We start from the raw sequence: 11,942 nt of genomic DNA on the forward strand, positions 1-11,942 counted from the left end.
CGTCACCGATGCCGGGCAGCTCGCCGGCGCCCGCGTGCTCGGCTTCGCCGGGATCGGCCGGCCGGAGAAATTCTTCGAATCCCTGCGCGACGCCGGCGCCGAGATCGCCGGCACGCTGCCCTTCCCCGACCATCACGCCTATCGACCGGCCGATCTCGCCCGGCTCGACGCCGAGGCAAGCCGCCTCGGCGCCCGCCTCGCCACCACCGCGAAGGACGCGGTGAAACTGCCGCCGGCATTCCGCGCACGCTGCGCGGTGATCGAGGCGGGGCTTGCCTTCGACGACCCGGCCGCGCTTGATCGGTTCCTGACATGAGCCTCCTGCACAAGATCGAAACCACCGCGGCACGCGCCTTCCTCGGCATCTTCCGCGCCCTTGGCCCGCGTGCCGCGAGCAACCTCGCCGGCGCGCTCGGCCGCGGCATCGGCCCGCTGATCCCCACCTCGCGCGTCGCCGATCAGAATCTCCGCCGCGCCATGCCGGAACTCGACGAGGCCGCGCGCCGCCGCATCATCCGCGAGGTGTGGGAGAGCCTCGCCCGCACCGCCGGCGAATTCCCGCATCTCGCCGCCCTGCGCGAAACCGATGCCGGCCCCGGCTACGAGATCGTCGGCCGCGAGCATTGCCTGGCCCTCGCCGCGCAGGGCGGCCCGGCGCTCATCTTCACCGCGCATTTCGGCAACTGGGAGCTGATCCCGCCGGTGCTGCACCGGCTCGGCGTCAGGCTCGCCTTCTTCTACCGCGCCGCCGCCAACCCGGCGGTCGACCGCCTGATCCTCGATTTGCGCGAGCAGGCCACCGGCGAGCCGGTCACCATGTTCGCCAAGGGCGCCGCCGGTGCGCGCGGCTCCTATGCCCATCTGGTGCGCGGCGGCATTCTCGGCATGCTGATGGACCAGAAGCTGAACGACGGCATCGCCTCGCCGCTGTTCGGAATCGACGCGATGACCGCCCCGGCGCTGGCCGTCTTCGCCCGCAAGTTCCGCTGCCCGATCCTGCCGGTGCGCGCGGAACGCATCGGCCCGGCGCGCATCCGCATCGTCTTCGAGAAGCTGCACCGGATCGAGGTCACCGACGACCGCGAGGCCGACATCGCCGCCGGCACCGCCTGGATGAACGCGACGATCGAGCGCTGGGTGCGCCAGCGTCCCGGCCAGTGGCTCTGGCTGCACCGGCGCTGGCCAAAGCCGGTGGCCTAACGTCCCCCTGTCGGGTAAGATGAATGCACAATAATCAAAACCGGGAGCCATCATGTCTGTTCTGGGTTCGCATCATCGACTGAAGCGCGACGCGCTGGGCCTGCCCCAGATCGTCGCCTCGACGCTCGCCAACATCGCGCCGGCGATGAGTTTCTTCTTCGGCTTCGGGCTGATCGTCAGCGGTGCCGGCGTCGCCGCCCCGCTCACCATCCTCGTCGCCATGGTGGTCGTGCTGTTCCTGACCAACACCCTCGCCGAATTCTCGAAATACCGGCCCTCGACCGGCTCCTTCGTCACCTTCATCGGCATGGCGTTCGGCCCGGCGGCGGGGGCGGCGGCCTCGATCTTCGTGGTGTTCGGCTATGTCGTCGCCGCCTCCTCGGTGGTGGTGATCTCCGGCGGCTGGGCGCATGACACGCTGAAGCTGTTCCTCGGCCTGAACATTCCCTGGCAGCTGCTCAGCCTGCTCGAAACCGGCCTGGTCGGCATCCTGGTCTCGCGCGGCGTCGCCCTCTCGACCACCTGGGCAGCCGTGTTCTTCTATTTCGAGCTGGCGCTGCTGCTGATCGGCGCGATCACCATGCTGGTGGTCAATGCCGGCCATCTCAGCCTCGCGCCGTTCGAGTGGAGCCACCTCTCCGGCGGGCTCAAGGGCATCGGCCTCGGCTTCCCGATCGCGATCTACCTCTTCATCGGCTGGGAGAACTCGGCAACCCTGGCCGAGGAAACCCGCGACGCGCGGCGCAACATCCCGCGCGCGCTGATCATCGGCACGCTGTCGATCGGCATCCTCTACATGTTCCTCGCCTACGCCACCGAAATCGCCTTCCACAACAACGCGACCGCGATCGGCAAGGCGGACATTCCCTTCGTCGACGCGTTCAAGGCCTCGGCGGCATCGTTCCTGATCATCGCCTATCTCGCCGGCGTCACCAGCATCTTCTCCTCGCTGCTGGGCCTGACCAACAGCCAGGCGCGCATCCTGTTCAGCTCCGGCCGCGAGGGGCTGCTGCCGCGCTTCTTCGGCAAGATCCACCCGCAGCACCGCACGCCCTTCGTCGCGATGTGGAGCTATGTGCTCGTGGCCCTCGGCATCGTCATCTTCTTCGGCTGGAACATCAAGCCGGTCGATCTCTTCGGCGAGACCGGCTCGCTCGGCACGATCCCGGTGATCCTCACCTATCTCGTCACCAACATCGCGCTGCCGGTCTACATGCTCCGCCATCACCGCAACGAGTTCAACCCGGTCAAACACGCGCTGATCCCCATCGTCGGCACGGTCCTGATGCTGTTCCCGCTCTGGGGCCTGATCCAGCCGGGCCAGCCCTACCCCTACAACATCTATCCCTGGGCGGCGCTCGGCGTGCTGATCCTCTCGATCATCTACGGCCTGTCGCTCGCGAAGCGCGATCCCGATCTCGTGCAGAAGATCGGCTCCTACGTCGCCGACGAGGAATACTGATGTCGCGTCGCCACCGCATCGCCGTCATCGAGGGCGACGGCATCGGTCGCGAAGTGATCCCGGCGGCCCGCACGGTCCTCGACCGTGCGGCCTCCGCCTGCGGCTTCACGCTCGACTGGCGCGATTTCGACTGGAGCTGCGAAACCTGGAAGGCCACCGGACGGATGATGCCCGAAGACGGCATCGCCCGCCTCGCCGACCATGACGCGATCTTTCTCGGCGCGGTCGGCTATCCCGGCGTGCCGGACCACATCTCCCTCTGGGGCCTGCTGATCCCGATCCGCCGCGAGTTCGACCAGTATGTGAACCTCCGCCCGGTCCGCCTGCTGCCCGGCGTGCCCTGCCCGCTCGCCAACAAGAAGCCCGGCGATATCGATTTCTGGGTGGTGCGCGAGAATGTCGAGGGCGAATACAGCCAGATCGGCGGGCGGATGTTCGCCGGCACCGAGCGCGAGTTCGTCGAGCAGACCGCGATCTTCACCCGCGCCGGCACCGACCGCATCCTGCGCTACGCCTTCGACCTCGCCCGCCGCCTCGGTCGCCCGCACGTCACTTCGGCGACCAAGTCGAACGGGATCTTCCACTCGATGCCGTTCTGGGACGAGCGCTTCGCCGCGATCGGCGCAGAATACCCCGAGATCCGCGCCGACCAATACCATATCGACATCCTCGCGGCGCGCTTCGTGATGAGCCCGGAGCGGTTCGATGTCGTCGTCGGCTCGAACCTGTTCGGGGACATCCTTTCCGACCTCGGCCCCGGCGTCACCGGCACGATCGCCGTCGCCCCGTCGGCCAATCTCAACCCGGAGAAGAAATTCCCCTCGATGTTCGAGCCGGTGCATGGCTCCGCCCCCGACATCTTCGGCCAGCGCATCGCCAATCCGGTGGGCGCGATCTGGGCCGGCGCGATGATGCTCGATCACCTCGGCGAGACCGAGGCCGCGGCGCTGGTCCTCCGCGCGATCGAGACCGCCCTCGGCGACCCCGCATCCCCGCGCACGCCCGATCTCGGCGGCACCGCGAAGATGGACGATCTGGCGGCCTGCATCGCCGCCGCGGTCTGATCCGGATTTAATCCAGCTTCTTCGCGAAGCCGAACAGGGTGATGGCGAGGCCCTCGCGGAAATAGAACCGGTGCGCCCGCTCGCGATGGGTACCCGATTCGAGCGTCAGCCGGTCGCAGCCGCGCTGGCGCGCCTCCGCCTCGCACCAGCCGAGCAGGGCGGCGCCATGCCCGGCGCTGCGGCAATCGGGGTCGGTGACGAGATCGTCGATATAGAACCGATAGCCGTTCGCCGTGTCGTGAAAGGCGCGGAACACCGCCAGCGCGCGCGGTGCGCCCGCCTCGTGCAGCAGCGCCATTTCTGCTCCCCCGGCCAGAATCCGCCGCATCGTGCCTTCGTAATCGACCGGAAGATGCGGGCGCAGCACGCGGTGCAGCGCCTCGGAGCGCTCCAGCCAGTCCGCAAGATCATCCGCGCCGGCGGTCAGATGAACGATCACCTGTGTCATCCGCCGAGCAGCGCCACGGCATCACCGAGCAGGGCGGGATTGCCGAGCGCCAGCGCGGTGCCGTCGCTCTCCAGCGTGAGCTCAGCGCCCCGCCAGTCGGTCATCGCCCCGCCCGCCGCCTCGATCACCGGCGCCAGCGCCGACCAGTCCCAGGGCTTGAGATCGGCCTCGGCGACGACGTCGATCTGCCCGAGCGCCAGCAACCCGTAGCCATAGGCATCACCGCCATAGGTCACCCTGCGGCAGGCGCCGGCAAGGCGGCGAAAGCCGCCGAACTGCGCCTCGGTGAACATCTCGGGCGAGGTGCAGGAAAGCTCCGCCTCCGCCAGCGACGCCACCGCCCGCGTTCCCGGCGCGCCGCCATGCGGGCCGGAAAAGCGCAGCACGCCCTCATGGGCCAGCCACCGCTCGCCGAGCACCGGCTGGTCAATCAGGCCGAGCACCGGCCGTCCATGCTCCAGCAGCGCGATCAGCGTGGCGAAGACCGGCCGGCCGGTGATGAAGGCGCGCGTGCCATCGATCGGGTCGATCACCCAGGTGAAGCGCCCGCCTGCCTTGCCGCCCATCTCCTCGCCGATCACGGCATGGTCCGGGCAGCGTTCGGCCAGAACGCGGCGGATCGCGGCTTCGGCGCCGCGATCCGCCAGCGTCACCGGACTGGCATCCGCCTTGGTATCGACGTCGATCCGCGCGCGGAAATGCGCGCGGATCACCGCCCCCGAGGCATCCGCCGCGGCCGAGGCCACGGCGACCGGATCAAAGCTCATTTGAAGGTTTCGGGATGGTCGGACTGCTGGTTGAGATAGGCGATCATGTTGGCGCGGGCGACGTTGTTCTTGATGCCCGGATAGGCCATGTGCGTGCCCGGCACGGCCTTCATCGGATCGTAGAGCCACTCGTTCAGCTCATGCGCGGTCCAGTCGCCGGTCGCATGCTTCTTCGCGGCCGAGGAGAAGCTGTAGCCTGCCGCCGCGAACATTTTCGCGCCGACCACGCCGTAGAGATTGGGGCCGACGCCGTTGGCACCGCCCTTGTTGATCGAATGGCAGGCCGAGCACTGCTGCTGGAACATCGCCTGGCCCTTGGCCGGCGCGGCGCTGGCCAGCAGCGTCTTGACCGAAGGCGCGCTGGAATCGAGCCCGGTCGGCGCCGCACCGGCGGCCGTCGCCGTCGTCGCGGCGGGGCCCGCAGCGGCGGCGAGGTTCACCGGATGGTCGGACTGCTTGTTGAGATAGGCGATCACATCCGCCCGGGTCTGGTTGTTCTTGATGCCCGGATAGGCCATGTGCGTGCCCGGCACCGCCTTCGTCGGCGCGTAGAGCCATTCGTCGAGCTCGTGCGGCGTCCACTTGCCGTCGGCATGCTTCTTCGCCGCGCCGGAGAAGGTGTAGCCGGCCTTGGCGAACATCGGCGCGCCGACGACACCGTAAAGATTCGGCCCGACGCCGTTCGCCCCGCCCTTGGTGACCGTGTGGCAGGCCGAGCATTGCTGCTGGAAGAAGGCCTCGCCCTTGCTGGCATCGGCGCTGGCATAAAGGGTGGTGATCACCGGCGCGCCCGAATCGAGGCCCGCTGGCGCCGCCCCCTTCGAGGCGACGGCCGAACCGCCGGCGCCCGGCTTGGGCAGCGGGATCGGGTTGTCCGAGAGGGTGCGCAGATAGGCGATCGCGTCGGCGCGAACATTGTCGTTCTTGATGCCCGTGTAGCCCATGCGGGTGCCCGGCGCGAATTTCTGCGGGTCATCCAGCCACTCGTTCATCTTCTGGTAGGTCCACACGCCGGAGGCCGCCTTCGTCACCGCGCCGGAGAAGGTATAGCCGGCCTTCTTGAACATCGGCTCGCCCATGACGCCGTAGAGATTCGGCCCCACGCCGGCCGCGCCGCCCTTGTTCAGCGTGTGGCAGGCCGCGCATTGCTGCTGCACGAAGGCCTCGCCCTTCTTCACGTCGGCCTTGACGATCAGCCCGTCGATGGAGGGAATGCCGCTGGTCTTGGCCGCGACGGGCGCCTCGGCGGTCTTGATGACCGGCTTCTTGACCTCCTTCTCGCCGGTCATCACGCCAGCGATATGGATCGCGATCCAGACCAGGAGCCCGGCCGAGAGAATGCCACCGGCAATCTTGTTCAGCAGCAGCGGGTCGCGGCCCTTGCCGCCGTGTCCGGAAGACGGGTGGTTCTGATCACTCATAAGCGCGGTCCCTCCAAAGCTTTACGGACGGATGTATAGCGATTTAGGAAAGTGCGACAAGCGATAACAGTCGCGTTCGCCATGCGACCTTCATGGAGGCAGACATTCCGGCTCCCATCGTTCTGATCCCGGCACGGCTCGGCTCGACCCGCCTGCCCGGCAAGCCCCTCGCCGATATCGGCGGAATTCCGATGATTGTCCATGTCCTCCGCCGCGCCGGGGAAGCGGCGATCGGCCCGGTCGCGGTGGCCTGCGCCGAATCCGCGATCGCCGACGCCGTCCGCGCGGCCGGCGGCACCGCGGTGCTGACCGACCCCGACCTGCCGAGCGGATCGGACCGGATCCACGCCGCCCTCGCCACGATCGACCCGGCTTGCGTTCATGACATCGTGGTGAATCTCCAGGGCGATCTTCCGGGCTTCCCGCCCGAATCGCTGCGCACCCTGATCGCCGTGCTCGACGATCCGGGCTTCGACATCGCCACCCTCGTCGCCCCCGTCACCACGGCGGAAGAGGCCGCCTCCCCCTCGGTGGTCAAGGCGGCCTGCGGCTTCGGCGAGGGGATCGCCGCCCCCGCGCTCTATTTCTCGCGCAACCCGATCCCCTCGGGGCCGGGGCCGCTCTGGCACCATGTCGGCGTCTACGCCTATCGCCGCGCCGCACTCGACCGTTTCGTCGCGGCACCGCCCTCGCCGCTCGAACTGCGCGAAAAGCTCGAACAGCTCCGCGCCCTCGAACTCGGGATGCGGATCGGCGCGGCGCGGATTGACCGGGCCCCGTTCGGGGTCGATACCCCGGAAGACCTCGACCGCGCCCGCAGGAACCTTGCCGCATGACAACCCGAATCGCCTTCCAGGGCGCGCCCGGCGCCTATTCCGACCTCGCCTGCCGCACCGCCTATCCCGGCATGGCCACCCTGCCCTGCCAGACCTTCGAGGCGGCGATCGAGGCGGTGAAGACCGGCGAGGCCGAATTCGCCATGCTGCCGACCGAGAACTCGCTCGCCGGCCGGGTGCCGGACATGCACGCCCTGCTGCCCGAGTCCGGGCTTTCGATCATCGCGGAGCATTTCCAGCGGGTGGAGCACTGCCTGCTGGCGCCGCGGGGCGCCAGCCTCGCCGGCATCCGTCAGGTGCATTCCCATGCCGTCGCCCTCGGCCAGGTGCGCGCGCTGATCCGCGAGCTCGGGGCCCAGGCCGTGGTCGAGGCGGATACCGCCGGCTCGGCCGAACTCGTCGCCCGCTGGAACGATCCCACCCGCGCCGCGATCGCCTCCTCCCTCGCGGCCGAGATCTACGGGCTCGACATCCTCCGCCGCAACGTCGAGGACGCGGCGCACAACACCACCCGCTTCTACGTCATGGCCCGCACGCCCCGCCTGCCGCCGCCGGACCAGGCGGACCTGATCACCTGTTTCGTCTTCCGCGTGCGCAACGTGCCGGCCGCGCTCTACAAGGCGCTCGGCGGCTTCGCCACCAATTCGGTGAACATGACGCGGCTGGAGAGCTACATGGTCGGCGGCCAGTTCGCCGCCACCCAGTTCCTGAGCGAGATCGACGGCCACCCCGAACAGCGCCACGTGCGCCTCGCCCTCGAGGAGCTCGATTTCTTCTCGCGCGAAATCCGCATCCTCGGCGTGTATCCGGCGGCGCCGTTCCGCCTCCAGCAGCGCGCGACCGGGCCCGCCGCGGATTGAAACCTCTGGTGGAAAAATCGGAAAATATTCGTCAATTTCAGGATTTTTCCGAAAATCGAGCCATATTTCGTTTGTCATGACGGAACAGTTCTGCTAACGCGCCTTTAAATTCGGGCGTAAAAACCACGCCTCCTTGGCGGCCGCCGGTTCATGATGACCGGGCCGGGCCGTTGGAGATGCGCGATGGCGGACCACCCGACGACAGAGTTCTTCCGGCCGGACACCACCCCGTCCGCCGACTGGGGCGCGGCCGGCAACTGGAGCGGCGGCACCGTTCCCTCCGCCGGCGTCACCGCCGAGATCGTCGGGCTCTTCGCCTCGATCGACCCGACCATGACGATCGAGACCGCCATCCGCCTGGAGGGTGGCGCGGACGCGGCCGGGCTGGTCGGCAATGGCGGCGCGGTTGCCCTCGGGCGAAACTCCTGGCTCGACGTCGCCGCCGCCGCCGATCTGTTCGCCTATGATTCCGCCGTCGGCATGGGGACCATCTCGCTCGCCTGCGACGCGACGCTCAATGTCGTGGTCGATCTCGGCGCCCTGACCGGGTTGCCCGGCGCGGCCCCGCCCAGCTTCGGCAATGACGGCACGATCGATATCGGCGCCGGCGCGCTGGTCGAGATCGGCGGCACGGCATTCGACAATCGGGGCACCGTCGACATTGCCGCGGGCACGCTCGCCGTCGAGGGCGGCGCCGTGCAAGGCGGCGGGCTGATCGCCCTGAGCGGCGGCGCCTCCGCCCTGCTGGCCGACGGCGTCGCCGGCCAGACCTTCCTGTTCGGCCCCGGCGGCGGGACGCTGACGCTCGAAGATCCCTATCTCGGCCGTGGCGTCACGATCGCCGACCTCGCGCCCGGCGACACGATCGTCCTGCCGACGCTGCGCAACGGCGAGGTCCGCGAGACCGGCGATACCGTGAGCCTCATCGACGCCGCCGGCCATGTCGACGGGCAGTTCGTGCTCCGGGACGCGGCCGGCTTCCATGTCGAGACCGGCTCCGGCGGAACGACGATCAGCGGCGGCGCCTACGATCCCCCCTGTTTCGCGCGCGGCACCCTTATCCTGACCCGCCAGGGGCTTCGCCCGGTCGAAACCCTCGCCGCCGGCGACGAGGTCGTCACGGCCGACGGAAAGCTCGTGCCCGTCATCTGGACCGGTTCGCGCACGCTCGATCTCGCGATGCACCCGGCGCCCGAGAAGGTGAAACCCGTCTGCTTCGCGCCCGGATCGATGGCCGACGGCGTCCCCGCCCGCCGCCTGCGGCTTTCGCCCGATCACGCGGTCTGGTTCGACAACCTCCTGATTCCCGCCAAGTTCCTCGTCAACGGCGCGACCATCACGCAGGACGAGGCCTGCCTCGCCATCACCTACTACCATGTCGAGCTGGCCCGGCACGACGTGATCCTGGCCGAGGGCGCGCCATGCGAGAGCTACCTCGACACCGGCAACCGCGCCGGCTTCACCACGGCGCAGGCCTGGCCGGTCCGCGATCTCCGCTGGGACCGGGATGCCTGCGCGCCGCTCTGCACCGGCGGGCCGGCGCTCCTCGCGGTGCGGCAGCAGCTGCATCATCGCGCGCTGTCCGAGGGCTTCCGGGTCGGCACCGTCCGGGACGCCGCGCTGTGGACAGGAGGCGTGATCCTGCCCGTCGAAACCGCGGACTGGCTGTCCCTCCCTTCCGGGCATGACGGCAGGGCCATTCTCCGGTCATCGTGTTTCGTGCCGGCCTGCGTCGATCCCGCGTCCGATGACCGGCGCACGCTCGGCGTCGCCCTCGCCGCGCTGCAGACCGACCTCGGCGAGATTGAGCTCGACAACTGTGCTGTCCAGGGTTTCCACAATCGTGCGTCGGGCGACGCGGCAAGATGGACCAATGGCCGTGGCGAAATCATGCTGCCGCGCCAGGCTCGGCGCATCCGTGTCTGCCTCGAAGCCTTCCCGCGCCTCTGGCAGCGGGCCGGCGGATAGCATAGCAATCGTCGCAGCCGGTGAGATGTTCAATCTTTAATGTAATATTAACTTTTTCGGAGACCGCCTCGTCCAAATTTCAGCTTCGCAACCTGCTGATTCTCGCTTACGAACATCACAAAGGGTGAATTTTTTTTACTCAATTTGATTTAGATCATAAAAAAGTTTTGAATTTCGATTACTATTTGGTAATATACTCTTAGGAATGACAGGAATCGCTGCAATGGCCCTCACCGACACCGATGCCCCCGATTTGACCACGGAAGATGCCGGTAAGACCGAGCGTTCGCCGACGCGGTACAGCCGCCGCCTGTCGGACAAGATTCTCATCGCCTTTCACCATGCCTGCGACCAGGACGATTACGAGATCGCCGAGGATCTGCTGGCGATTTTGGAGCGGTTGCTGACCCGGCGCTCGATCCATCCGGACGCGAACCGGCGCAAGAGCATCGAAAGCCTCGTCGCCGCGCATGAGCGGCTCTGGCACCTGCGTCACCCGGAGCGGAAATACGGCTGACCGGGCGCGCCCGCGCCGCTCAGGCCGGCGGCAGCAGCGGTCCGAATCCCCGCCGGTGATGCGGGGTAATGCCGAGACCCAGGATGGCGTCTCGATGCGTCTTCGTTCCATACCCTGAATTCCGCGCCCACCCATATCCCGGATAGCGCCGGTCGAGCCGGCTCATCGCCCGGTCGCGCACCAGTTTCGCCGCGATCGAGGCCGCCGCGATCGAGAGCGAAAGCCCGTCGCCGCCTACCACCGGCGTGCAAGGCATCGGCAGATCCGGCGCCACCTGCCCGTCGACCAGCACATGATCCGGCCGAACCGCCAGGCGCGCCACCGCCCGCCGCATCGCCAACAGGCTCGCCTGCAGGATATTGAGCCGCGCGATCTCCGCGACGGAGGCCGCCGCCGCCGAGATCGCGGCGCCAGACTCGATCAGCGCGGCCAGCGCCGCCTCCCGCCGCGCCGGCGAAAGACGTTTGGAATCATCGATCAGTGCCGCGATCTCCGGCGGCAGGTCGGCGGGCAGGATCGCCGCCGCCGCCACGACCGGCCCGGCGAGCGGCCCGCGCCCCACCTCGTCCACGCCGGCCACCACGCCGCCCAGCGCAAGCTCGCGGCTGAAATCAGGCATGCGGCTCGACCCGCGCCCGGCGAGGTTCGCGCGCGTTCGCCTCGACCAGCGCAACCAGCCCCGCGAGAATCTGCCGTGGCGCGGGCGGGCAGCCGGCAATCAGCAGATCCACCGGAATCACCGCCTGCACACCGCCGAGAACCGCCGGCACGCCCTTGAACACGCCGCCATCGAGCGCGCAGTCGCCGGCAGCGACGACGAAGCGCGGCGGTGCCATCCCGGCGAGGCTCTTGCGCACCGCCTCGGCCAGGTTGCGCGTCGCCACCCCGGTGACGAGCAGGATATCGGCGGCGCGAAGATCCTCCACCATCGCGATTCCGTGCGCCGCCATGCCGCCGCGCAGCCGGCGGCAGGCCGCGATCTCGATCTCGCAGCCGCCGCAACTGCCGGCATCGACATGCCGCACCGCAAGGCTGCGGCCGAGCAGCGCCTGGCCGGAGGCCGCCAGCCGGGCGCTCAGCACCCGGACGGGATCATCCTCATCCATCGATCGCCCCCGGCGGCAGCGCGTAACATTCGGCCAGCATGGCGAACGCCTCCATTTCCAGCCCGACGGCCGCATCCTCCAGCGCGCGGAACCGCCCCGCGGCGGGATCGATCAGCGCGGCGGCGGCAATCTGCCCGTCATGCAGCTTCACCCAGTGATGCACCATGCCCCGGGCGCAAGCGGCGGAGCCGAGTCCGCGGGCGCTCACCGGCGGCAGCGGCGCGACGATCTCCCCCGCCGGCGCGGCGTCGATCGCGGGCGCGATGCCGGGCGCGAGGGCGATGATGGCCCGC

The 11,942-nt window shown here is 68.8% G+C and carries 13 protein-coding genes and 1 pseudogene; 8 read left to right on the forward strand and 6 right to left on the reverse strand.

Features of this window, described 5'->3' with window-relative positions:
• From APM_RS09470 to APM_RS09485, 4 genes are all read left to right on the forward strand, one after another.
• On the forward strand, positions 1-316 hold a 316-nt coding region (locus APM_RS09470), incomplete at its 5' end, for a tetraacyldisaccharide 4'-kinase (protein ID WP_007423146.1).
• Positions 313-1,200 carry a lysophospholipid acyltransferase family protein gene (locus APM_RS09475; RefSeq protein ID WP_007423147.1) on the forward strand — a complete coding sequence of 296 codons (888 nt, stop codon included), beginning with the start codon at positions 313-315 and terminating at the stop codon, positions 1,198-1,200. The genes APM_RS09470 and APM_RS09475, both read left to right, overlap by 4 nt.
• A 52-nt stretch (positions 1,201-1,252) precedes the next feature.
• A complete protein-coding gene (locus APM_RS09480) occupies positions 1,253-2,662 on the forward strand; it encodes an APC family permease (protein WP_007423148.1) in 1,410 nt (469 codons plus the stop codon).
• Positions 2,662-3,726: a tartrate dehydrogenase gene (locus tag APM_RS09485; RefSeq protein WP_007423149.1), complete on the forward strand. Its 1,065-nt coding sequence runs from the start codon at positions 2,662-2,664 to the stop codon at positions 3,724-3,726. Before APM_RS09480 ends, APM_RS09485 begins: the two co-directional genes overlap by 1 nt.
• 7 nt (positions 3,727-3,733) lie before the next feature.
• Here the strand turns inward: APM_RS09485 and APM_RS09490 are convergent, their stop codons facing one another.
• From APM_RS09490 to APM_RS09500, 3 genes are read right to left on the reverse strand one after another with little or no spacing between them, the layout of a single operon-like run.
• Positions 3,734-4,174, reverse strand: a complete 441-nt coding sequence (locus APM_RS09490; protein WP_039888229.1) for a GNAT family N-acetyltransferase — start codon at positions 4,172-4,174, stop codon at positions 3,734-3,736.
• Positions 4,171-4,941: an inositol monophosphatase family protein gene (locus APM_RS09495; protein WP_007423151.1), complete on the reverse strand. Its 771-nt coding sequence runs from the start codon at positions 4,939-4,941 to the stop codon at positions 4,171-4,173. The genes APM_RS09490 and APM_RS09495 overlap by 4 nt, the downstream gene beginning before the upstream one ends.
• Positions 4,938-6,362 (reverse strand): cytochrome c family protein, encoded by a 1,425-nt coding sequence (locus APM_RS09500; protein ID WP_007423152.1) that lies wholly within the window; start codon positions 6,360-6,362, stop codon positions 4,938-4,940. Before APM_RS09500 ends, APM_RS09495 begins: the two co-directional genes overlap by 4 nt.
• A 92-nt stretch (positions 6,363-6,454) precedes the next feature.
• Here APM_RS09500 and APM_RS09505 point away from each other — a divergent pair, with 92 nt between their 5' ends.
• The 4 genes from APM_RS09505 (at position 6,455) to APM_RS09520 (ending at position 10,543) form a co-directional block, all read left to right on the forward strand.
• Positions 6,455-7,198 carry a 3-deoxy-manno-octulosonate cytidylyltransferase gene (locus tag APM_RS09505; RefSeq protein WP_007423153.1) on the forward strand — a complete coding sequence of 248 codons (744 nt, stop codon included), beginning with the start codon at positions 6,455-6,457 and terminating at the stop codon, positions 7,196-7,198.
• Positions 7,195-8,058: a prephenate dehydratase gene (locus APM_RS09510; RefSeq protein ID WP_007423154.1), complete on the forward strand. Its 864-nt coding sequence runs from the start codon at positions 7,195-7,197 to the stop codon at positions 8,056-8,058. Before APM_RS09505 ends, APM_RS09510 begins: the two co-directional genes overlap by 4 nt.
• Positions 8,059-8,241: 183 nt before the next feature.
• Entirely contained in the window at positions 8,242-10,026 is a 1,785-nt protein-coding gene (locus APM_RS09515; RefSeq protein ID WP_241763134.1) for a Hint domain-containing protein, read from the forward strand.
• Between the two features lie 223 nt (positions 10,027-10,249).
• The gene (locus APM_RS09520; RefSeq protein ID WP_007423156.1) at positions 10,250-10,543 is read left to right on the forward strand and encodes a hypothetical protein; all 294 of its coding nucleotides are present in this window, start codon (positions 10,250-10,252) and stop codon (positions 10,541-10,543) included.
• A gap of 19 nt (positions 10,544-10,562) precedes the next feature.
• Here APM_RS09520 and APM_RS09525 read toward each other — a convergent pair whose 3' ends face one another.
• From APM_RS09525 to APM_RS09535, 3 genes and pseudogenes are all read right to left on the reverse strand, one after another.
• Positions 10,563-11,162 (reverse strand): ribonuclease HII, encoded by a 600-nt coding sequence (locus tag APM_RS09525; protein ID WP_007423157.1) that lies wholly within the window; start codon positions 11,160-11,162, stop codon positions 10,563-10,565.
• Entirely contained in the window at positions 11,155-11,649 is a 495-nt protein-coding gene (locus tag APM_RS09530; RefSeq protein ID WP_007423158.1) for an NADH-quinone oxidoreductase subunit B family protein, read from the reverse strand. The genes APM_RS09525 and APM_RS09530 overlap by 8 nt, the downstream gene beginning before the upstream one ends.
• Positions 11,642-11,942, reverse strand: a pseudogene (locus tag APM_RS09535) (Ni Fe-hydrogenase III large subunit); the annotation flags it as partial. The pseudogene APM_RS09535 and the gene APM_RS09530, both read right to left, overlap by 8 nt.

Origin of the sequence: Acidiphilium sp. PM, assembly GCF_000219295.1 — a bacterium.
Taxonomy (GTDB): Bacteria; Pseudomonadota; Alphaproteobacteria; order Acetobacterales; family Acetobacteraceae; genus Acidiphilium; species Acidiphilium multivorum.